Origin of the sequence: Bacillus sp. JNUCC-22 (assembly GCF_018861275.1) — a bacterium.
GTDB classification, from domain to species: Bacteria; Bacillota; Bacilli; order Bacillales; family Bacillaceae; genus Bacillus; species Bacillus velezensis.
In genome coordinates this window covers 3,921,836-3,942,142 of sequence record NZ_CP076408.1, presented here as the reverse complement: position 1 = coordinate 3,942,142, position 20,307 = coordinate 3,921,836, and the positions used below count along the sequence as shown (strand labels likewise).

The window sequence follows — 20,307 nt, the reverse complement described above, 5'->3', positions numbered from 1 at the left end:
GGTGTAGGTACATGAAGCATTCATTCTCTCGTTTCTTCGGGTTTGGTGAGAAGGAAGAGGAACCGGAGATAGCTGAGCATGATACAAACAAAGAAGAGATACTCGAAATACCGGTACATGCTATCGTTCCCAACCGTTTTCAGCCACGCACCATTTTCTCAGATGAAAAAATCAAAGAGTTAGCAATGACTATCCATACACACGGCATCATTCAGCCGATTGTTGTCAGACATACAGAAGATGAAGGACAATATGAGCTCATTGCGGGTGAAAGGCGCTGGAGAGCGGTACAGACGCTTGAATGGGAGAAGATTCCCGCAATTATTAAAGATTTTTCTGATACGGAAACAGCATCTGTCGCTTTGATTGAAAACCTGCAAAGGGAAGAATTGTCCTCCATTGAGGAAGCTCATGCGTACGCAAGGCTGTTAGAACTTCATGATTTAACACAGGAAGCCTTGGCGCAGCGCTTAGGAAAAGGCCAGTCAACGATTGCGAACAAGCTCCGATTGTTAAAGCTCCCGGAACCCGTCCAGGATGCGATTATGGAGAAAAAAATTACGGAACGTCATGCAAGAGCACTGATTCCGCTCAAACAGCCGGAGTTTCAGGTCACATTGCTTGCGGAAATCATTGAGAAAAGCTTAAACGTTAAGCAGACGGAAGACAGAGTGGTGAAAATGCTTGAACAGAATAAGGAGAAACCAAAGCCGAGACGCAAAGCGTTCAGCAGGGATACAAGAATTGCGATGAATACGATTCGTCAGTCACTGTCTATGGTAGAAGACAGCGGCGTCAGGCTGAACACTGAAGAAGAAGAATTCGAAGAGTACATCCAGCTTACCATTCGGATACCTAAATAAAAACTCTCCTGATCAGCAGGGGAGTTTTTATTTTAATCAAAAAACTATTTTGAGATAATGATAGATTTATTGTGCACTATACATTATATATGTAAAATTTTATCTTTTTGTGTCGTGAATTGTCTTTTTACAGTCAAAAAAGTCACTTTATCGGAGAACTTATATTAGAAAGTGTCTTTTTCGTTTACATTTTTTTCACTTGCTGATAAACAAATTATGAAAAAAATAAAACGCTTTACTCTTTTTTTGATAAGATAGAAACAAGACAGTACATGTTCATGTGAAGGTAGGTGACATCGTGGGAAAAATCATAGCAATTACGAACCAAAAAGGCGGAGTCGGGAAGACGACGACTTCTGTTAATCTGGGGGCTTGCTTGGCTTACATAGGTAAAAGGGTTCTTCTTGTTGATATTGATCCGCAGGGCAATGCAACGAGCGGATTAGGGATTGAAAAAGCCGATGTGGATCATTGTGTGTACGACATTTTAGTAGATGATGCAGATGTTACAGATATTATTAAACCGACTTCAGTAGAGAACTTAGATGTCATTCCGGCCACGATCCAGCTTGCGGGAGCGGAAATCGAATTGGTTCCGACGATCTCACGGGAGGTCAGGCTGAAAAGAGCATTAGAATCAGTGAAACAAAATTACGATTACATGATTATTGATTGTCCTCCGTCTCTCGGGTTATTAACGATTAATGCGCTTACCGCTTCAGATTCAGTCGTTATCCCGGTTCAGTGCGAATACTACGCTCTTGAAGGATTGAGTCAATTATTAAATACAGTTCGGCTTGTGCAAAAACATTTAAATACCGACTTAATGATAGAAGGAGTGCTTCTGACGATGCTTGATGCCAGAACGAATCTCGGCATTCAAGTGATAGAAGAGGTAAAGAAATACTTTAGAGATAAAGTGTATCAAACCATTATTCCTCGAAATGTCCGTTTAAGTGAGGCGCCGAGTCACGGCAAGCCGATCATATTATACGATCCGCGTTCGAGAGGTGCGGAAGTATATTTAGATTTAGCAAAGGAAGTGGCAGCGAATGGCTAAAGGCGGGCTCGGAAAAGGGATTAACGCGTTGTTTAATCAGGTTGATTTGTCTGAAGAGACAGTGGAAGAGATTAAAATCAGTGATTTGCGCCCCAATCCTTATCAGCCAAGAAAACAATTTGACGATGAGTCATTAGCTGAACTGAAGGAATCCATCATTCAGCATGGCATTCTTCAGCCCATTATCGTGAGAAAATCATTGAAGGGCTATGATATTGTAGCCGGCGAACGCCGTTACCGCGCCGCAAAACTTGCCGGTAAAGAGACAGTGCCGGCCATCGTGCGGGATTTATCTGAATCGCTGATGCGGGAAATCGCTCTTTTGGAAAACCTTCAGCGTGAAGACTTATCACCGCTTGAAGAAGCTCTGGCATATGACTCACTGCTGAAGCATTTGGATTTAACCCAGGAACAGCTCGCTAAACGGCTCGGAAAAAGCAGGCCTCATATTGCCAACCATTTAAGACTGCTGACGCTGCCGGAAAGCATCCAGAACCTCATTGCAGAAGGTACGTTATCCATGGGACACGGCAGAACCTTGCTTGGTTTGAAAAATAAAAACAAGCTTGAACCGCTTGTGAAGAAAGTGGTTGAAGAACAGCTGAACGTCCGTCAGCTTGAGCAGCTGATTCAGCAGTTAAACAACAATGTTCCACGTGAAACAAAGAAAAAAGAACCTGTCCAAGATGTGGTGTTAAAAGAGCGGGAATCGTATTTGCAAAATTACTTCGGAACAACAGTAAATATAAAGAGACAAAAGAAAAAAGGGAAGATTGAGATTGAGTTTTTCTCAAATGAAGATCTTGAACGTATCCTAGAACTATTGTCTGAAAGAGAAGCGTAAAAACCATCTTTTAAAAAAAAGATGGTTTTTTATATACGTCTTGTCAGCTTATGAAACGGACTGAGCCGTTCCTGCCGGCCTTCTGATTTATCTGTCAGCTGTAACCCCTCTGCTAAAACATTTGCCATGCTCATAACAAGATGAAGCCTCGTATTCTGCAGGACAAAATACTCCATAAACCCGCTGACATTGACGATTCCATTGATATGGACGTCACCGATTTCAGGAAGGTCTTTTTGAACACCTGCTCCGGGCTTCAGCGGCCCATCGCCGATTTGAAATGAGCCTACGCTTTTGACGCGGCCTAAACAAGCATCAACCGCTATAATAAACGGATTTTTATGTAGATGTTGAATATCTTTCAGCTTGTCTTTCATATTGACGGCGTGAACAGGATCTGACAGCGTGCCGTAAACGTGCAATCTGCCTAAATTCATTTTTTCTAACTTTGTTCCTACGAGCGGACCTAATGAATCTCCGGTCGACCGATCTGTACCGATACACACGGTGACTAACGGTCTGCCGGCTGCTTTACGTAAAGATGAAGTAAGGATTGCTTGTATTTGATTCGCAGCAGAAGAATCCGTATGGGATACATATTGTTTTGCCCGTTCTTGAGAAAAAAGCCCGCCTTTTCGATTCATAAGGTTCACTTCCTTGTCATGTCATACGAGTATTACATTGTTGTTTTTGGTGATGTATGGTTGTTTACAGTATATCCAGCGCTGCCTTTTTTTATGCTTATGTCATGATGAGCATGCCGGTTGTTTGAAAAGAGCGGGATAGAAAAAAAGAACCCAGAGCAGTTGTTCTCTAAGTTCATGAAAGAAGTAAGACCATTTGATCTACATCAACATATTGCGATCTAATTTCAGCGCTCTTTTTTCTGCAGAGAAGAGGAAAATCCTAACTGAGCGCAGAGTTTTTTTGCGGGTTCATTTGTTGAAGTAACAGAGAGATGGAGCTGTTCTGTGTCTTTCATCTTTTTTGCTCGGTTGATGGCTTCCGTCATTAACGCTTTTCCCGCGCCTGACCCTCGGTGTTTGGGGGAAATATACATAGAACCGATAACCGCAATGTGTCTTAGTTTAAACAGCAGATGCTTGAAGATCTTGAGGATTCCTATCAGGCTGTCTTGTTCAAAGGCGCCAAGCAAGATGGCATTGCCGGTTTCAAGCCTGGCTTTGAATTTTTCGGACGGCCATTCTTTCGCCTCATCATAGCTGACGGCGATTGCGTCCGGGTGATCTTTTAAAGCTTTGAGCCTGATATCGGAGTAAGGCTGGGTATCACTTGCGGTTAAACGCCTGATGTCCATGATTTGAGCGCCTAACATAAATGAATTTTCTGAATAGTCAATCGTCGTTATCATACCAATTTGTCCCCTTTGTATGAATGTTTGCTGCTGTCACTCAATATAGTAGCAATATGCGGAGATGATCAGAAATTTTATGAGGTGATGAGGGTGTGGAGAGCCGGGATGAAGTGGATGCTGCTCATATTAAGCAGCCAGATTGGGGCCGGGTATGCAAGCGGGCAGGAAATATGGCAGTTTTTCGGTGCCGAAAGCGGACTGGCTATTGTATTGTTTACAGTCATGTTTACGATTTCGGCTTATATTGTGTTGAAGATCAGCTATCGGGTTCAATCAACGCACTTTTTACCTGTGCTTGAGCATCTGATGGGGCCGGCTCTTGCTAAAGTCTATGATGTGCTTATTATGTTTTATTTGTTTTCAATGACGATGGTTATGATTGCCGGCGGCGGTGTGACGCTGCAAATGTACAAGCTGCCGTTTTGGATCGGTATTTTTCTTCTTTGCATTGTGACCGTGGGTTTATTCTTTTGGGATATAAAAGGGATATTATCTCTGAATAGTATTTTGATACCGATTCTTGTAGCGGGGCTGTTATATGCATTGGTCTTTTTTCAGACAACGCATCATTACACGTGGACGATAGACTTGACCCGCCAGTATAATTGGCCGGCAAGCATTACCTTCACGTCCTTAAACATTCTTTCTGTTGTCGCTGTTCTTTCTTCAATCGGGAAAGATATGAAGGGACTGGGAGAAGCCAAAATCGCAAGCGTTGCAAGCGGGCTGATTTTCGGTATGATTTCATTTGTTTACAATGAAACGCTTGTACAGCTTTCAGGCAGTCTTACACAATATGAGATTCCTCTTTTCGCCGTCCTTGAAGGCGCTCCTTATCCGTTATTTCTTTGTATGGCCGCCGTGCTTTTTTTAGCCATCTATACGACAACGGTGACCGGTCTTTTCGGGCTGTCCAGCCGCATGCTTGCATTTGTGAAATTGCCGAGATGGACGCTCGTATCTCTTCTTTTAGCTGTGATGGTGCCTTTTACGACAATCGGTTTTTCAGATTTGATCGCCATTTTATATCCCATTTACGGGCTTTTAAGTCTTTATTTGCTGGTATGTCTTCTTCTTTACCCTATTTTAGGGAGATGGAAAAAAGTATAATGCTCATTTTGAGTGCGGCCGTTGCTCTTATCCTGTCTTTTTTTGTACAATAAATAAAGCAGTCTATGGAGAGAGGTGAAGGGTCTTGGCGGATAAAGACTTTGGCCTGAATGATATTGTTGAAATGAAGAAACCGCATCCTTGCGGTGAAAACAGATGGAAAATCATTCGGATGGGAATGGATATTCGGATCAAATGCACGGGTTGTTCCCACAGTGTCATGATTCCGAGAAGAGATTTTGAGAGAAAGCTGAAAAAAGTACTCGTCAAGCATGAGGAGCCTACATCATAAGGGCTGGCGCTCATGCTTTTTCATATAGAGGAGAGGAAGAGGCCCGATGAGCAAAGTGCATCAGTCAGCGTGCCCGCTGAATTGCTGGGACAGCTGCGGCTTTTTGGTGACAGTTGAGGATGGAAAGGTGACGAAAGTAGACGGAGACCCGAATCATCCCATTACGGAAGGGAAAATTTGCGGCCGGGGCAGAATGCTGGAGACGAAAACGAATGCGCCGGAACGGCTTCGTTTTCCTTTAAAAAAGAAAGACGGCGAATTTGTCCGCATTTCCTGGGAGCAGGCGTTAGATGAAATTGCTGAAAAAATGGCGGTGATTAAGGAGACGCTGGGCACTGCCGCAGTGCTGCACAGTCATGACTACGCCAATAACGGTCTTTTGAAGGCGCTCGACCAGCGTTTTTTCAATGGATACGGCGGTGTAACCGAGATTGCGGGCAGCATTTGCTGGGGTTCCGGCATTGAAGCGCAGCGCTGGGATTTCGGGCGTTCTTACGGGCATGGACCGCTTGATATTTATCACAGCAAGCATGTGATCGTATGGGGCAGAAACGTGTCCCGGACGAATATGCACCTCTATCATCATCTGCAGCAGGTGAAGAAAAAAGGAGCGACACTGACGGTCATTGACCCTATTTTTAACCCGACTGCAAAGCTTGCCGACCGGTATATATCCGTCAAACCCGGCATGGATGGCTGGCTTGCGGCGGGTGTTTTAAAAATATTATGCCAAACCGGCAGAACCGATTCTGATTTTATTCAAAAGCATTCGGTCGGTTTTGAGGAAATAGACAAGCTTCTGCAGACGATTTCTTTTGAGGAGATCGTTGAGAAAACAGAAACGTCTTTAGAAGTGCTTAAATATCTTGCTGATTTATATGCTGACGGTCCCGCCTCCACTTTTATGGGTCTTGGGATGCAGAGATATAAAAACGGGGGCGGGACGATACGGTGGATTGACGCTTTAGCTGCGGCGAGCGGAAATGTAGGTATCAAAGGCGGCGGCGCAAACTTCGGAAATGTGCAAGTCGGTGAAAGCTTTGCAAAGGCCGAGCTCACCCGTCCTGATCTGAAGAAAAGTTCGAGAACGTTTTCGATGATGACTCAAGCCGAAGAGGCGCTGAATGCAGCCGATCCGCCGATTGAGATGATCATCGTGACGTGCGGCAATCCGCTGACACAGGTGCCGAATACAAAAAAAGTGAAGGAAGTGTTTGAAAAAACACCGGTCAAAGTGGCCGTTGATTCGGTCATGACCGATACGGCGAAGCTCTGTGACTATGTGCTGCCGACGGCCGTTGTTTTCGAAGAGGAAGATATTTATTATTCCAGCATGTATCATCACTATGTTCAATATGGCAAGAAGCTTGCGGAACCGCAGGGAGAGGCTAAATCAGACCGCTGGATCTGGACGGAACTCGCAAAGCGTCTCGGATTCGGGGAGCTCTTTGATTACAGTACGGAAGATTTCTTAAAAATGGGGCTCTCTTCTTTGGAGAAAGAAGGAATCACCCTTGAGCAATTAAAGGAAAAAGGACATATGCCGCTTCCGGTCAAACAGGTTCCGTGGAGTGATTTTCAATTTTTAACCCCGAGCGGAAAATTTGAATTCGTCTCGTCACTGGCAGAAGAGAAAGGATACAGCGGCCTCCCTCAATTGGAAGTGCCGGAGGAGTCTGTTTATCATGACGCCGGGCTTGCCGGGAAATACCCGTATACGCTGCTGTCCATTCACCCGCAGCGCTCCAATCATTCACAGCACGTGCCGTTTATTGAAAAGCTTCAGCAGATTCAGGTGGATCTGTCGCCGGATATCGCCGAGGAGCTTTCACTTCAAGACGGAGATACGGCAGAGGTATACAATGACCGCGGCAGTCTGCGCGGCAGGGTGAAAATCATGAAGCAGGCTCACCCGAAGACGGTGAATATAGATGAGGGCATGTGGGCGGCATTCGGAGGCTCCGTCAACATGCTCACAAAGGATTCAAATTCCGATAATGGAATGGGAAGTACGCTTTTTGACTGTCTGGTAGCGGTTAAAAAAGGATAATCTAAGGAGAGAGAGGGCGGGAGATGCTTTTTTCTCAGCTTGTCTTTTCCTATGAACCTCCTTATAATTGCTCTAGGTTTACAATACGTTTATACGATGATGGTTTGATATAGAGGAGATGAAAGAATGGCTTTAACTGCTGGAATTGTTGGTTTGCCGAATGTCGGAAAATCGACGTTATTTAATGCAATTACCCAGGCTGGTGCCGAATCAGCCAACTACCCGTTCTGTACAATTGACCCGAACGTGGGGATCGTGGAAGTGCCGGATGAACGTCTGCAAAAGCTGACTGAATTGGTGAATCCGAAAAAAACGGTGCCGACTGCGTTTGAATTCACTGATATCGCGGGGATCGTAAAAGGCGCATCTAAAGGTGAAGGACTCGGAAATAAGTTTCTTTCTCATATCCGTCAGGTAGATGCGATCTGCCACGTTGTACGCGCATTCGCTGATGACAATATTACGCACGTGTCAGGGAAAGTCGATCCGATTGACGATATTGAAACGATCAATCTTGAATTGATTCTTGCCGACATGGAGACAGTCGAAAAACGTATCACGCGTGTAAGCAAGCTTGCAAAGCAAAAAGACAAAGAAGCGGTTTTTGAATTTGACATTCTGTCTAAATTAAAAGAAGCTTTCGAACAAGAAAAGCCTGCCCGTTCCGTTGAATTTACGGAAGAACAGCAAAAGCTTGTGAAGCAGCTTCATTTGCTTACGTCAAAACCCGTGCTTTATGTAGCAAATGTAAGCGAGGATGAAGTGGCTGATCCTTCAGATAATGAATATGTTGCGAAAATCCGGGAGTACGCCGCGGGTGAAAACGCCGAAGTTATCGTCGTCTGTGCGAAAATTGAGTCTGAAATTGCTGAATTGGAAGGCGAAGAAAAGCAAATGTTCCTTGAGGAGCTCGGCATCGAAGAATCAGGTCTTGATCAGCTGATTAAAGCGTCATACTCTCTTCTCGGCCTTGCGACATACTTTACGGCGGGCGAACAGGAAGTGCGCGCATGGACATTCAGAAAAGGCATGAAAGCTCCTGAGTGTGCGGGTATCATCCACACTGACTTTGAACGCGGCTTTATCCGCGCTGAAACGGTTGCTTATGAAGACCTTTTGGCAGGCGGCGGAATGTCCGGAGCGAAAGAAGCCGGAAAAGTGCGTCTGGAAGGTAAAGAATATGTAGTCCAAGACGGAGATGTCATTCATTTCCGATTTAATGTATAGGACACAGTTGTAAAGGGACAAGAGCTTTGGTATAATATAAACTTGTGAGTAATAGAATTATTGCTCCTTGCCCATTATAGGGCCGCTTAGACCAAAAGGAGGTGCAAACAGATGAAAAAGTACGAAGTTATGTACATTATCCGTCCGAACATTGACGAAGAGTCAAAGAAGGCAGTTATCGAGCGTTTCAACAACGTATTAACTTCTAACGGAGCGGAGATCACTGGAACAAAAGATTGGGGTAAACGTCGTCTTGCTTACGAAATCAACGATTTCCGTGACGGTTTCTACCAAATCTTAAACGTTCAGTCTGAAGCTGCAGCGGTTGCTGAATTCGACCGTTTAGCTAAGATCAGTGACGATATCATTCGCCACATCGTTGTTAAAGAAGAAGAATAAGCAATTTGAAATATATAATGTTAAAAGGTGGTCTTTCATATGCTTAACCGAGTTGTATTAGTCGGAAGACTGACAAAAGACCCAGAGCTTCGTTATACGCCAAGCGGTGCGGCTGTCGCCACGTTTACTCTTGCTGTGAATCGTACATTCACGAACCAGTCCGGAGAACGTGAAGCCGATTTCATTAATTGTGTCACTTGGAGAAGACAAGCCGAAAACGTTGCAAACTTTCTTAAAAAAGGAAGCCTTGCCGGCGTAGACGGCCGACTCCAGACAAGAAATTATGAAAACCAGCAGGGACAGCGTGTCTTCGTGACAGAAGTCCAAGCTGAAAGTGTTCAATTTCTTGAGCCTAAAAACAACGGCGGTTCTGGATCAGGCGGATACAACGAAGGAAACAGCGGCGGAGGCCAATACTTTGGCGGAGGCCAAAATGATAATCCGTTCGGCGGAAATCAGAACAACCAGAGACGAAATCAAGGGAACAGCTTTAATGATGATCCATTTGCCAACGACGGCAAGCCGATTGACATCTCGGATGATGATCTTCCGTTCTAATAGATTATCGCTATATTCATAACGAGAAAGGTGGGAAATGACAATGGCAGGAGGACGCAGAGGCGGTCGTGCGAAACGCCGTAAGGTTTGTTACTTCACTTCTAACGGCATTACGCACATCGATTACAAAGATGTAGATCTTCTTAGAAAGTTTGTTTCTGAGCGTGGTAAAATCTTACCTCGCCGTGTAACTGGAACACATGCGAAATACCAACGTAAATTGACTATCGCGATCAAACGCGCACGTCAAATGGCTTTACTTCCATACGTAACTGGCGAGTAAGCCGAAAGAAAAGAGCAAGAGCCTGCGGGCTCCTGCTCTTTTTTTATATCAGTCCCCCTCCATCCTGCCGAATGTTTCACATGAAACATGGAAGTGCTTCTTACACCTTTGTTATCTTGCTCCTCTATTCAAAAACGCGTACTTATGCAATGAATTTGTTTATACTGAAAAACAGGGGGTGGCTGAGATGGAGACAGACAGAAATATCCTGACTGATGAAAAGTGGAGCGCAATCATACGCAATGATGCTTCTTATGACGGAGTATTTTATTATGCAGTAAAAACGACGGGGATTTTCTGCCGGCCTTCTTGTAAATCGAGAGTTCCGAATAAAGAAAACGTACTAGTGTTTGATACGGCTGATGCAGCGCTCGATAAACATTTTCGTCCCTGTAAAAGGTGCCGGCCGAACGGTCTTCGTCTTCCTGATGAAGAATGGATTGCTCAAATCATTGAATACATTGAACGCCATTATCACGAATCCCTGACTCTGAGTGTACTGGCCGAAATGTGTCACGGCAGCCCCTATCATTTACAGCGGACATTTAAAAAAATCAGGGGAATATCCCCGATTGAGTATATACAGAAAATAAGATTGTCGAAGGCGGAACACCTTTTAAAGCATACTGATATGACAGTCATGGAGATCGCTCTGACTGTCGGAATTCCAAATACAGCGCATTTCGCGACTCTTTTTAAAAAGAGAACCGGGAGTTCGCCCACAGAATACCGAAAAACCGTCAAAATGGGACAGGGAGGTTTAATATGAGTAAAGAGCCTATGATCTATTGGACACTCTTCACACGGAATGATTGGAGCCTGTATACAGCCGCCACATCTAAGGGGCTTTGCTTTATAGGTTCAAATCATGGAAGCTTTGAAGAGCTTGAGCAGTGGGCAAAAAAATCACTGCCGCAATACCGATTGGCACGTGATGATGAAAAGCTGGCGCCTTACACGGCAGAGCTGTCCGAGTACATTAAAAATGGCAGATCAGCTTTTTCAGTGCCGGTGGATCTTTACGGGACAGAATTTCAGCTTGCTGTATGGAAAGTGCTTATGGACATACCGTACGGCGAGACATACTCCTATTCGGATATAGCAGAAATGATTCAGAAACCGGCAGCTGTAAGAGCCGTGGGCGCAGCGATTGGAAAAAATCCGGTATTGATTACGGTTCCGTGCCATCGCGTCATCGGAAAAAACGGGAAACTGACCGGATTCAGAGGCGGTTTAGAAATGAAAAAGCAGCTGCTGGCATTAGAGGGCAGAAACATTGAAACACTGGAATACCGGATGAGCCGGACAGGAGGGATCACATGAAACTGATGTCTTGGAATGTAAACGGCTTGCGTGCCGTAATGAAAAAGATAGATATCAATACTTACGTTCAAGAAACGGAAGCCGATATTCTATGTCTGCAAGAAACAAAAGTACAGGACGGACAAGTATCATTACAGCCTGAAGGATATCACGCCTATTGGAACTATGCGGTGAAAAAAGGCTACTCAGGCACGGCTGTTTTTTCGAAAGAAAAGCCGCTGCACGTGTTCTATGGACTGGGGATTGACGAACATGATCAAGAAGGACGGGTGATCACGCTTGAATTTGAGCATGTGTTTGTCGTCAACTGTTATACGCCGAATGCCAAACGCGGATTAGAGCGAATTGATTACCGTCTTCAATGGGAAGCCGATTTTAAGGATTATCTGCAGAAGCTTGACCGGAAGAAACCCGTGATCTTATGCGGCGATCTGAATGTCGCACACAGGGAGATAGACTTGAAAAATCCGAAAGCCAACCGGAAGAACGCCGGTTTCTCGGAGCAGGAGCGGGAAGCGTTCAGCGCCCTGCTGAACGCGGGATTTACCGACTCATTCCGCTATTTATATCCTGACCAGGAAGGCGCCTATTCCTGGTGGTCTTACAGGACGAACGCACGTGAGAAAAACATCGGCTGGCGGCTTGATTACATCATTGTTTCAGACAGACTGAAGCAGCGGATCAGCCAAGCGGCCATTTGTGCCGATATCATGGGTTCTGACCATTGCCCTGTTGAAATGACAGTGGATTTATGATGAGATAGCAGTAAGAGAAATCCACTCTTGCTGCTTTTTTATCACCGAAAATGGAGGAGCACATGGCAAATATAAAAGAGATTGCGAAACTGGCGAATGTGTCGGTGGCCACCGTATCACGCGTATTAAACCGACACCCGTACGTATCTGAGGAGAAAAGGCGTCTTGTGAATCAAGTGATGAAGGAGCTGGATTATACCCCTAATCGAACCGCCATTGATCTGATTCGCGGAAAGACCAATACAATCGGCGTGATTTTGCCGTACAGTGACCATCCCTGCTTTGACAAAATTGTAAACGGTATCACGAAGGAAGCGTTTGCCCATGATTACGTGACAACCCTTCTCCCCACCAACTATGACCCCGCTATAGAGATGACATATTTCGAACTGCTGAAAATGAAAAAGATTGACGGACTGATTGTCACGTCCCGCGCGAATGAATGGGAGACCGCCGTGCCTTACCTGGAATACGGTCCCATTGTCGCTTGTGAATATACACAGCATCAAGAGATTCCCTGCGCTTATAATGACAGGCAGGCAGCATACAGAGAAAGCTTTTTGTATTTGAAAAACCGCGGACATCAAGACGTTGCTTTTACATGTGTGCGGGAAGCGGAAAAAAGTCCGAGTACGGCCGACAAGGTAACCGCATATAAGGCGGTCTTCGGCTCTCTTGATGAAACCCGCATTCTGGTCGGATGCCATGATATGGACGACGGAAAGCGTGCGGGTGAGCACTTCTGGGGTTTCGACAAGGCGCCGACGGCCATCTATGCGCACAGTGATGACGTGGCTGCCGGCTTGTACCAGTTTGCGAAAGAACAGAAATGGGACGCGGAGATCATCGGCGAGGGAAATCTGAGCGTCAGCCGGGCATTGAATATTCCATCCCTGGAACTTCATTTGGAACGGGTCGGAAAGGAAGCATTTTTATTGTTTTTTCACGAAGAAACAGCTAAAAAACAAATTATGCATCAATTTCAGCGGAAAAAGTCTTGAGCTGAAATGGGTTTCATGCTTTATAAATAGATTGAGAAAAAAAGGGAGGCGGACATATGCGAATTGAACATGCAGCGATATGGGTGAAAGATTTGGAACGGATGAAAGAGTTTTATGAGAAATACTTCGGCGCCAAGGCCAATGACCTTTATCATAATGAGAAAAAAGATTTCAAATCGTATTTTCTGACATTTGACTCCGGATGCAGGCTGGAACTTATGAAAAAAGGCGGCATTGATGAAGCTCCGGCACAGAATATGACCGGATGGGCGCATCTCGCATTTTCTACAGGCAGCAAGGAGCGGGTGAATGAATTGACGGAAACGTTTAAAAATGATGGATTTCAGGTTGTAAGCGGCCCGCGCGTGACGGGTGACGGATATTATGAGAGCGTGATAGAGGATGGGGAAGGCAATTTGATAGAAATCACAGTGTAACAGTGCGGAGTGATTCCGCACTGTTTTTTTGATTAAATTTGCTGTGCATTTGTTTTCGGGCCGAAGAGGATTAACAAAACGGAACACAGAAGCCAGCAGCCGCCGATGAACAAAAAGACGCTGATGTAGCCGAGCTTAACGGCAATAAATCCGACGAGCAGGGAGCCGAATATATTGGAAAAACGGCCGAGCCCGTACGCCAGCCCGCTCCCGGCCGAGCGATATTCCGTAGGATACGGTTCCGATGTGTAGGCGTATAGATTTGAGGTGAAGATCCGTTCCGTGACGTTAACGACAAAGCCAAACACAATAATCATGACGGGAATAAACGTCATGCCGTATAACAGTCCGGCAATGGCAGTCAGAAAGGCGCTTGCGGCCAGAATCCATTTTCTTTGGAACGTCTCGGATATCATGGAACCGAGCAATGCGCCAAGCGGCGCGCCGACAGAGTGAAGCACATTGTACCACAGCGTTTTTTCCATGGTGATGCCGTTGCTTTTCAGCAGGCTGGGCACCCATGAAGCAAAGCCGTAAAAGCCAAAGGTTTCAAGAATCCATACCGCTGACAGGATGATGGTGATCTTTAAATTCCTGCCCTGAAACAGCCCTAAGTAGCCTGCGTGCTTCACTGTATGTACTTCTGCCGCCTCTTTTGGCACGGGAAGCGGGCCTTTTTCTTTCTCTATACGTGCTTCAAGACGGTTCATAATGACGTTTGCCTGATCATATGCGCCCCGATTTTCGTGCCAGCGCGGCGATTCCTCAAGCCGGCGGATAAAAAAGAAATAAATGAGACCGGCCGCCCCCCATATGAATACGAGCCGCCACCCCCATGAGCCTAAAGGAATGACAAAAGCGGAAACAACGTTTGTGACGGGAACCCCGATTAGTCCGATCATGGCGCAAAGGGAGATGTATTTTCCCCGTACGGAGGATGGAAAAAATTCCGCCAAATAGCTGTTCGTCACAATCATGGCGGCCGCGACGCCGAGACCGGTCAAGAAGCGGAAAATCATTAAGGACGGAATGTCCCATGCCAGCGCATTCAGAAAAGATGAGATCGAAAAGACAAGGACAAAACAATTCAGCGCTTTTTTCCTGCCGATCCGATCGGACAGCCTTCCGCCGATGGACGCGCCTAAAAACATGCCCAGGAATGATGCGGCCGTGATGTCGGCAATGGTGGACAGCTTCACGCCCCAATGCTCAATCAGCGCCGGAGCCACGTTGCTGAGCGTAAACAGATCAGCGAGATCAAAAAAATAGATGATTCCGAGAGCGGTTAATACTTGATAATGCACACGCGAAATGGGGAGACGGTCTAATCGGTTCGCTACATTTGAGAATGCCTGATGTTTCATAAAAAACCCCCTGACTTTGCAATTGTAATCAGAAAATACTGTGAATTTATCTGACGACTACATTATAAAGGTCTTTTTTTGGCAAAAACAGAGTGTAAATAACCAGAGCCAAAGGAAACGGCATAGCGCTTTCTTCTTAAAACATATAACATTTCCTATATCTGTTTCTGTTTATATTGTAAAATGTTGAAGGAAAGGAAGTTGATGCATAAATATGAATACGTTTGTACGGCCCACAGAGGGAAAAAATAGTGTATCGAGATATATTCTTTCTCTGTTGGTCATTGTGGGTTTGTTCTTTTTCGGAAGCATACTGACCGTGTTTTATATGTTTCTCACGTCCGCTTTCAATCCTTCACTGACGATAAATTGGGATGAGGGGGCATTAAGTGACCCGCTGGCGGATATTTATTTACAGCATATCGTCTATTTCATAGCGATTCCGGGCATTTGGATAGCAGTTCGTTTCATTATGAAACGGCGGTTTTTATCCATCATCACACCGAATCAGTCGCTGAACTGGAAGAGGATTTTCTTTGGATTCGGCACATATGTTGTGCTGATGTTTGTCGCGGGGCTGATTGATTTTACAATTCATCCGGATCGTTTCATGCTTCAGGAATTCCATGCTTCACGTTTTCTGCTGCTGTTAGCGGCGGCCGTCTTGTTGGTGCCGATTCAAACCTCTGCGGAGGAATTTCTCTTTCGCGGTTTTCTGCTTCAGTTCGCCGGAAAATTGACGGCAAACGCGGTGGTTCTGACAGTCATTATCGGCGGATTATTCGGCGCACTTCATTTCGGAAATCCGGAAATGGAAAATGGAGCTCTCTGGGCGGGAATCGGATATGTCACCATTGGCATGATCTGGACCTTTATCACGATTAAAACGGGCAGTCTGGAGATGTCTCTTGGCGGTCACGCTGCCAATAATATGTTTTTATTTATCTTTCTCACAGAGGATCATTCGGTGTACGGCGGCATTCCGTCGATATTTACAACAGCAGCCGGCGGCTATGAAATATATGATTGCATATCGACTCTGGTGATCAATATCATCTTCGCATGGCTCGCATTCCGTTTTGTGAAAAAAGAAAAGCAGCAGGCCGCCTAGGCTCTGCTGCTGATTTGTAAGGTGTTCATCGCTTCATCAATATCCGTCGTCGGCCTCCGGCAGGCGAAATTCTCGCAAATGTAGACCGTTGTCTTCCCGTCGATCATTTGATAACCCGCGGCAAAGTCAGAAATGCCGGCAAGCTCATCCGGATGTTCTGCGGCGAGAATCGTATAGGCGGGAGTGAAATGCTCCTGAAGCGCCTCAATGAAACGTTTTCTGTCCGGGTCATCTTTCCTTCCGAAAACAACGATTTCCTTTTGGGGCATTGTATGTGCCAGTACGCTTTGCATGAAGAAAGCGTTGCTGCTCGGATAGGCCTCTATTTCCCGTTTGAACACGGAAAACATCGCTTCGGCTTTTTCAATCAGTGATATATCACCCGTCAGGCGGCCGAGACGAAGCAGCTGTACGGCAGCCGCGCTGTTTCCGGAAGGCACGGCCCCGTCATAAACCTCTTTTTCCCTGACAAGGAGGGTCTCGGCATCATTCCCCGTAAAGAAGAAACCTCCGTGCCGTTCATCCCAGAACAGCTCCAGCATGCTTGTACATAACGTTTTCGCTTTCTGCAGATAAGACGGATTAAAACCCGCTTCATACAGTTCAAGGTAAGCCCAGATGAGAAAAGCGTAATCATCGATAAACCCTTTATTTTTCACTTCGCCCTCGCGATAGCGGACCATGACGCGCCCGTCCGGCATGAGGTGCCGTTCGAGAAAGCGGATCGCTGTTTCCGCCATGCTGAGAAAGTCAGGCTCGTGAAATACCTTTGCGGCTTTTGCCAGCCCGGCAATCATGAGCGCGTTCCATGAGGTCAGCACTTTGTCATCTGTATGCGGATAGCTTCTGTTTTCACGGGCCTCCAGCAATTTAGTTCTTGCCTCTTCAAGGCGTTCGGCCAGCTCATGTCCTGTGAGGCCGGTCTCTTCGAGGATGGCCTCACGCCGCGTGAAAATGAGGTGCGGGATGTTTTCGCCTTCAAAATTGCCTTGATCTGTGATGTTATACACCTTGCAGTAAAGCGGGCCGAGTTCATCACCGAGAAGGTTCATGATTTCTTTTTTGGACCATATGTAATATTTCCCCTCACGGCCTTCGGTATCAGCGTCTAAAGCTGAGAAAAAGCTGCCGTCTTCATGCATCATTTCCCGCTGAATAAACGTGACGATCTGCATCGCAATCTGTTTGTAGCGCTCATTACCCGTGACTTGGTAGGCTTCCGTATATGCGGTCAGGAGAAGGGCGTTGTCATACAGCATTTTCTCAAAATGCGGCACGAGCCATTCATTATCAGTCGAGTAGCGGGCAAAGCCGAACCCGATATGGTCAAAAATTCCGCCGTTCGCCATGCCGTCGAGTGTCTTGGTTACGCCGGCCAAAGCCTGTTCCTTGCCCGTATAGCTGTAGTAGCGAAGCAGAAACATGAGCATATGCGGCATCGGAAATTTCGGAGCTTGGCCGAACCCGCCGTACACCGTGTCAAACCCGCCGGCCAGCTGGCGATACGTGTCATGAACCGCCTGTTCGCCAAGCATGCCCTCAGCCGGGTGAACCTTGACTTCAAGATGAGCGGCGGCGTTTTCGGCGATATCCTCGACATGCTGCCGGTCATTCGCAAACGTTTCGGACAGATGTTCAAGCACATCGATAAAACCCGGACGGTTAAATTTGCTCGTCTTCGGAAAATACGTCCCCGCATAAAACGGCTTCTGATCTGGTGTGACGAACACGTTCAGCGGCCACCCGCCCTGCCCCGTCATCAGCTGGCAGATTCTCATATACACGGAATCCACATCAGGCCGCTCCTCACGATCAACCTTGATGGCTATGAATTTATCGTTTAACATACCGGCGATCTCTTCGTCCTCAAAGGATTCGTGGGCCATTACATGGCACCAATGACATGTTCGCTAAGCTACCCGTACCCAATAGATAAGAGAACAGGCTTATTCTCTCGTTTCGCTTTTTCAAATGCTTCGTCACACCACGGATACCAATCCACGGGATTGTAAGCATGTTGGAGTAAGTACGGTGACTTCTCAGTGATTAATCTATTGGGTACTTTTTTGTTTGGCATGGGATCACCTTCTTTCTTGTTTTTTAAAAAAGACAATTATATGTTTTACCTTATCATATTTTTTATGAATAAATTTCTTTTTGGTTTAGAAATCGTATAAGTTAGTAACGAATTGGATATTTTATTACTAAATTAAATCGTCTTTCAAATAGTTAATATTTTAACTTGACGATTCTATAGGAGGAATTAAAACATTGTTATGGGATTATAATCCAATTGAATGGGGCAAAGAAGTACGTACGGAGAATGCTAGACTATTCAAAGGCGAATGTAAACTAGTAAAGATTGAAGGGGAGGATATTCGCGATATTTTTTGGCATTCAGATACAGGTGATCCTATATTTATTACAAGATTAAAGCAAAATGCTCTTTCGACAACAACAAGAAGGCGATTCTGGGAAGTAACTGTACATAACCCTTTCGGAAATGACGTTTATGTTGAAATATATGGACTTGACGAAATGAAAGGTATCTGGGTTGATGTTGATACCATTAATGACCACCCTGATCCTTTTATTCAATTATCAGGAAGGGCTGAACGACCGGGAACACTTGCGAAACGAGAATTTTGGAAGACTTTAGATAAACATGTAGAGCCTGTGAGCCACACTAATCCAATTGATTTGAGTCATTATAGCACAACAGACTTAATAACATTAAATCCATCTGGTTCTAATAGAAGATTAAAGGATATATATTGGATTACTCAATTTGACAAGGATTGTGTTCTTTTGGGATACAAAAAGCGAAATATTTCAGATGGATCTTTTGAAATTAAGTTGCATAATGCGACTAATAATAAGACCCAAGTGAGTGTTTATGGTATAGAGGAAGAATACATTGGAAAAATTGAAGGAGCAGAAAAATAACATGAAAAAAGAGGATTTTTGGAGAAGAAAAATACATCTAATTGAAGCGATTAATAGTCCAGTCAGACTTAAACCATTGGAACTTTCAAAAAAAATCATTATAAAACCAGCTTCTGAACCGACAGGTTACAATAGAAGAATAAGTAATGTTATGTGGACACAGAGACATAAAAGTAAACCAGGTGATACTGATGATGTATTTGTTTACTTAGCGAATAAAGTAATTAAAGATGGAGTTTGGGAAATTAATTTATATAATTCATCTTTAGAAGAAGTAACTATTGATGTGTATGGGGAACAAGAAGAAAACATAGGTACAGTTGAAGTATTCGTTAAATAATATTGAACTGTAAAAAGGGAAGGAGGATACTTCCCTTTTTAATCATTCTTTTATTTTATGTTAGTATAGCATAGCGTTTTAAACTTTTTTAACAACCTGTTTGTATTTCTTGTTTGTGCCTGATATAGCTTTAAACGGTTGAATCGTATTAATAAATTTAACCCAAACCTCATATTCCCATTCATAACGATCATCAAAATCTTTGCCGATATCAATGAGTGTTTTATATATACTCTTAATTAAAAATTGACGGGCTATCTTGTTTTTAACTTTTGCGTATTGTAGGTAGAGTCGCAAAACCCTCGTGAGATATTTATCTTTATTATCTATACTAGATATTGCACCAAAAAACCAAGGTAAAAAATCTACAAACACGATAGAACCACCAATTTCGGTGACCAGTGGTTCCAATCTGGTTAATAGCAAGGCTCCCTCAGTAGATTTTTCCATTCTTTTTGAGTATACACCGATATCTTTACTTAGGTTAATATAATCTGAAATAAATACACTACAAAAATATAATTGAGTCCCACAATGACCTTCATAGGTTTCATTTCTTTTGACAATCGATAATGTTTCTTGATGTTCTCTTATAAGGTCTAGACTTCCGTATTTTAAGTTCGAGCCAACAATTTCTAAAATTTTTTTGAATTCTATGCTTGGATTAGATAACTCATCATATTGGTATCGCTCATTAAACTCTATTTCGTCCAATTCCTTAATAAACATAATGTCTTGTTTTTCTTCTTCTAATTCTAAATAATTCAATATTTTGAAAATTACAGGGGAATAAAGATTTTGAAAACTCTCTTTCTTTTGTTTAATTTCTTCTCTTTTTTGAGAGTAACGATGAGAAAAAAATTGTCCTAAATAAGCGGCGGTGAGTGTTCCAACAACTGTAAAAACAGTTCCCCATTGAATACCCCAATCAAGACCAATAAGCCAGGTCATATTGTAATACACCCATTT

23 protein-coding genes and 1 pseudogene are annotated in these 20,307 nt (G+C 44.4%); 18 read left to right on the top strand and 6 right to left on the bottom strand.

Annotated elements, in window-relative coordinates; genetic code table 11:
* Window positions 1-11: 11 nt before the first annotated feature.
* The 3 genes from noc to JNUCC22_RS19370 all read left to right on the top strand — a co-directional run bounded on the left by noc (window position 12) and on the right by JNUCC22_RS19370 (window position 2,767).
* Window positions 12-863, top strand: coding sequence for a nucleoid occlusion protein (noc, locus tag JNUCC22_RS19380; protein ID WP_047936375.1), 852 nt, complete (start codon window positions 12-14; stop codon window positions 861-863).
* Between the two features lie 298 nt (window positions 864-1,161).
* A complete protein-coding gene (gene soj / locus JNUCC22_RS19375; RefSeq protein ID WP_007409899.1) occupies window positions 1,162-1,923 on the top strand; it encodes a sporulation initiation inhibitor protein Soj in 762 nt (253 codons plus the stop codon).
* A complete protein-coding gene (locus tag JNUCC22_RS19370) occupies window positions 1,916-2,767 on the top strand; it encodes a ParB/RepB/Spo0J family partition protein (RefSeq protein WP_004392966.1) in 852 nt (283 codons plus the stop codon). The genes soj and JNUCC22_RS19370 overlap by 8 nt, the downstream gene beginning before the upstream one ends.
* Window positions 2,768-2,796: 29 nt before the next feature.
* Here JNUCC22_RS19370 and yyaC read toward each other — a convergent pair whose 3' ends face one another.
* A complete protein-coding gene (gene yyaC / locus JNUCC22_RS19365; RefSeq protein ID WP_004392969.1) occupies window positions 2,797-3,411 on the bottom strand; it encodes a spore protease YyaC in 615 nt (204 codons plus the stop codon).
* Window positions 3,412-3,638: 227 nt separating this feature from the next.
* The gene (locus JNUCC22_RS19360) at window positions 3,639-4,139 is read right to left on the bottom strand and encodes a GNAT family N-acetyltransferase (protein WP_252729713.1); all 501 of its coding nucleotides are present in this window, start codon (window positions 4,137-4,139) and stop codon (window positions 3,639-3,641) included.
* 87 nt (window positions 4,140-4,226) lie between these two features.
* On the opposite strand from JNUCC22_RS19360, the gene JNUCC22_RS19355 reads away from it, so the two are divergent.
* From JNUCC22_RS19355 to JNUCC22_RS19300, 12 genes are all read left to right on the top strand, one after another.
* Window positions 4,227-5,252, top strand: a complete 1,026-nt coding sequence (locus JNUCC22_RS19355; RefSeq protein ID WP_216062343.1) for a YkvI family membrane protein — start codon at window positions 4,227-4,229, stop codon at window positions 5,250-5,252.
* An 85-nt stretch (window positions 5,253-5,337) separates the two neighbouring features.
* The gene (locus JNUCC22_RS19350; protein ID WP_004392973.1) at window positions 5,338-5,544 is read left to right on the top strand and encodes a DUF951 domain-containing protein; all 207 of its coding nucleotides are present in this window, start codon (window positions 5,338-5,340) and stop codon (window positions 5,542-5,544) included.
* A gap of 46 nt (window positions 5,545-5,590) precedes the next feature.
* Window positions 5,591-7,594 carry a molybdopterin-dependent oxidoreductase gene (locus JNUCC22_RS19345; RefSeq protein ID WP_216062037.1) on the top strand — a complete coding sequence of 668 codons (2,004 nt, stop codon included), beginning with the start codon at window positions 5,591-5,593 and terminating at the stop codon, window positions 7,592-7,594.
* 126 nt (window positions 7,595-7,720) lie between these two features.
* Complete coding sequence (gene ychF / locus JNUCC22_RS19340; protein WP_004392975.1) at window positions 7,721-8,821, top strand: redox-regulated ATPase YchF; 1,101 nt, start codon at window positions 7,721-7,723, stop codon at window positions 8,819-8,821.
* 111 nt (window positions 8,822-8,932) lie between these two features.
* Window positions 8,933-9,220, top strand: coding sequence for a 30S ribosomal protein S6 (gene rpsF / locus JNUCC22_RS19335; RefSeq protein WP_004392977.1), 288 nt, complete (start codon window positions 8,933-8,935; stop codon window positions 9,218-9,220).
* Window positions 9,221-9,259: 39 nt separating this feature from the next.
* A complete protein-coding gene (ssbA, locus tag JNUCC22_RS19330; protein ID WP_007615071.1) occupies window positions 9,260-9,778 on the top strand; it encodes a single-stranded DNA-binding protein SsbA in 519 nt (172 codons plus the stop codon).
* 43 nt (window positions 9,779-9,821) lie between these two features.
* The gene (gene rpsR / locus JNUCC22_RS19325) at window positions 9,822-10,061 is read left to right on the top strand and encodes a 30S ribosomal protein S18 (RefSeq protein ID WP_029325793.1); all 240 of its coding nucleotides are present in this window, start codon (window positions 9,822-9,824) and stop codon (window positions 10,059-10,061) included.
* 187 nt (window positions 10,062-10,248) lie between these two features.
* Window positions 10,249-10,830 (top strand): bifunctional transcriptional activator/DNA repair enzyme AdaA, encoded by a 582-nt coding sequence (locus JNUCC22_RS19320; RefSeq protein WP_101670750.1) that lies wholly within the window; start codon window positions 10,249-10,251, stop codon window positions 10,828-10,830.
* A complete protein-coding gene (locus JNUCC22_RS19315; RefSeq protein ID WP_216062036.1) occupies window positions 10,827-11,384 on the top strand; it encodes a methylated-DNA--[protein]-cysteine S-methyltransferase in 558 nt (185 codons plus the stop codon). Before JNUCC22_RS19320 ends, JNUCC22_RS19315 begins: the two co-directional genes overlap by 4 nt.
* Window positions 11,381-12,139: an exodeoxyribonuclease III gene (gene xth / locus JNUCC22_RS19310; protein WP_216062035.1), complete on the top strand. Its 759-nt coding sequence runs from the start codon at window positions 11,381-11,383 to the stop codon at window positions 12,137-12,139. Before JNUCC22_RS19315 ends, xth begins: the two co-directional genes overlap by 4 nt.
* Before the next feature lie 62 nt (window positions 12,140-12,201).
* Complete coding sequence (locus JNUCC22_RS19305; protein ID WP_012118935.1) at window positions 12,202-13,140, top strand: LacI family DNA-binding transcriptional regulator; 939 nt, start codon at window positions 12,202-12,204, stop codon at window positions 13,138-13,140.
* A gap of 56 nt (window positions 13,141-13,196) precedes the next feature.
* On the top strand, window positions 13,197-13,577 hold the full coding sequence (locus JNUCC22_RS19300) for a VOC family protein (protein WP_216062034.1): 381 nt from the start codon (window positions 13,197-13,199) through the stop codon (window positions 13,575-13,577).
* 32 nt (window positions 13,578-13,609) lie between these two features.
* Here JNUCC22_RS19300 and JNUCC22_RS19295 read toward each other — a convergent pair whose 3' ends face one another.
* Window positions 13,610-14,941, bottom strand: a complete 1,332-nt coding sequence (locus tag JNUCC22_RS19295; protein ID WP_216062033.1) for an MFS transporter — start codon at window positions 14,939-14,941, stop codon at window positions 13,610-13,612.
* Between the two features lie 214 nt (window positions 14,942-15,155).
* Between JNUCC22_RS19295 and JNUCC22_RS19290 the strand changes: the two genes are divergently transcribed.
* Window positions 15,156-16,052, top strand: coding sequence for a CPBP family intramembrane glutamic endopeptidase (locus tag JNUCC22_RS19290; RefSeq protein ID WP_053573843.1), 897 nt, complete (start codon window positions 15,156-15,158; stop codon window positions 16,050-16,052).
* On the opposite strand, the gene JNUCC22_RS19285 is transcribed toward JNUCC22_RS19290, so the two are convergent.
* On the bottom strand, window positions 16,049-17,938 hold the full coding sequence (locus tag JNUCC22_RS19285; protein ID WP_216062032.1) for a thioredoxin domain-containing protein: 1,890 nt from the start codon (window positions 17,936-17,938) through the stop codon (window positions 16,049-16,051). The two genes, JNUCC22_RS19290 and JNUCC22_RS19285, sit on opposite strands and share 4 nt — an antisense overlap.
* 35 nt (window positions 17,939-17,973) lie before the next feature.
* Window positions 17,974-18,129 (bottom strand): annotated as a pseudogene (locus JNUCC22_RS19280) (DUF255 domain-containing protein); the annotation flags it as partial.
* Window positions 18,130-18,323: 194 nt separating this feature from the next.
* On the opposite strand from JNUCC22_RS19280, the gene JNUCC22_RS19275 reads away from it, so the two are divergent.
* Together JNUCC22_RS19275 and JNUCC22_RS19270 are read left to right on the top strand one after the other, a co-directional pair.
* Window positions 18,324-18,998, top strand: coding sequence for a hypothetical protein (locus JNUCC22_RS19275; RefSeq protein WP_216062031.1), 675 nt, complete (start codon window positions 18,324-18,326; stop codon window positions 18,996-18,998).
* Window positions 18,970-19,338, top strand: a complete 369-nt coding sequence (locus JNUCC22_RS19270) for a hypothetical protein (protein WP_216062030.1) — start codon at window positions 18,970-18,972, stop codon at window positions 19,336-19,338. Before JNUCC22_RS19275 ends, JNUCC22_RS19270 begins: the two co-directional genes overlap by 29 nt.
* Before the next feature lie 78 nt (window positions 19,339-19,416).
* Here the strand turns inward: JNUCC22_RS19270 and JNUCC22_RS19265 are convergent, their stop codons facing one another.
* Window positions 19,417-20,289: a hypothetical protein gene (locus JNUCC22_RS19265; protein ID WP_216062029.1), complete on the bottom strand. Its 873-nt coding sequence runs from the start codon at window positions 20,287-20,289 to the stop codon at window positions 19,417-19,419.
* Between the last annotated feature and the right edge of the window lie 18 nt (window positions 20,290-20,307).

Coding starts and splice junctions, on each gene's coding strand:
- xth (WP_216062035.1), top strand. CDS start 11,381: ATGAAACTGATGTCTTGGAATGTAAACGGCTTGCGTGCCGTAATGAAA.
- rpsR (WP_029325793.1), top strand. CDS start 9,822: ATGGCAGGAGGACGCAGAGGCGGTCGTGCGAAACGCCGTAAGGTTTGT.
- JNUCC22_RS19305 (WP_012118935.1), top strand. CDS start 12,202: ATGGCAAATATAAAAGAGATTGCGAAACTGGCGAATGTGTCGGTGGCC.
- ychF (WP_004392975.1), top strand. CDS start 7,721: ATGGCTTTAACTGCTGGAATTGTTGGTTTGCCGAATGTCGGAAAATCG.
- noc (WP_047936375.1), top strand. CDS start 12: ATGAAGCATTCATTCTCTCGTTTCTTCGGGTTTGGTGAGAAGGAAGAG.
- JNUCC22_RS19290 (WP_053573843.1), top strand. CDS start 15,156: ATGAATACGTTTGTACGGCCCACAGAGGGAAAAAATAGTGTATCGAGA.
- JNUCC22_RS19285 (WP_216062032.1), bottom strand. CDS start 17,938: ATGGCCCACGAATCCTTTGAGGACGAAGAGATCGCCGGTATGTTAAAC.
- JNUCC22_RS19370 (WP_004392966.1), top strand. CDS start 1,916: ATGGCTAAAGGCGGGCTCGGAAAAGGGATTAACGCGTTGTTTAATCAG.
- JNUCC22_RS19355 (WP_216062343.1), top strand. CDS start 4,227: ATGAGGGTGTGGAGAGCCGGGATGAAGTGGATGCTGCTCATATTAAGC.
- JNUCC22_RS19295 (WP_216062033.1), bottom strand. CDS start 14,941: ATGAAACATCAGGCATTCTCAAATGTAGCGAACCGATTAGACCGTCTC.
- JNUCC22_RS19320 (WP_101670750.1), top strand. CDS start 10,249: ATGGAGACAGACAGAAATATCCTGACTGATGAAAAGTGGAGCGCAATC.
- JNUCC22_RS19300 (WP_216062034.1), top strand. CDS start 13,197: ATGCGAATTGAACATGCAGCGATATGGGTGAAAGATTTGGAACGGATG.
- JNUCC22_RS19315 (WP_216062036.1), top strand. CDS start 10,827: ATGAGTAAAGAGCCTATGATCTATTGGACACTCTTCACACGGAATGAT.
- yyaC (WP_004392969.1), bottom strand. CDS start 3,411: ATGAATCGAAAAGGCGGGCTTTTTTCTCAAGAACGGGCAAAACAATAT.
- JNUCC22_RS19265 (WP_216062029.1), bottom strand. CDS start 20,289: ATGACCTGGCTTATTGGTCTTGATTGGGGTATTCAATGGGGAACTGTT.
- JNUCC22_RS19345 (WP_216062037.1), top strand. CDS start 5,591: ATGAGCAAAGTGCATCAGTCAGCGTGCCCGCTGAATTGCTGGGACAGC.
- rpsF (WP_004392977.1), top strand. CDS start 8,933: ATGAAAAAGTACGAAGTTATGTACATTATCCGTCCGAACATTGACGAA.
- JNUCC22_RS19360 (WP_252729713.1), bottom strand. CDS start 4,139: ATGATAACGACGATTGACTATTCAGAAAATTCATTTATGTTAGGCGCT.
- ssbA (WP_007615071.1), top strand. CDS start 9,260: ATGCTTAACCGAGTTGTATTAGTCGGAAGACTGACAAAAGACCCAGAG.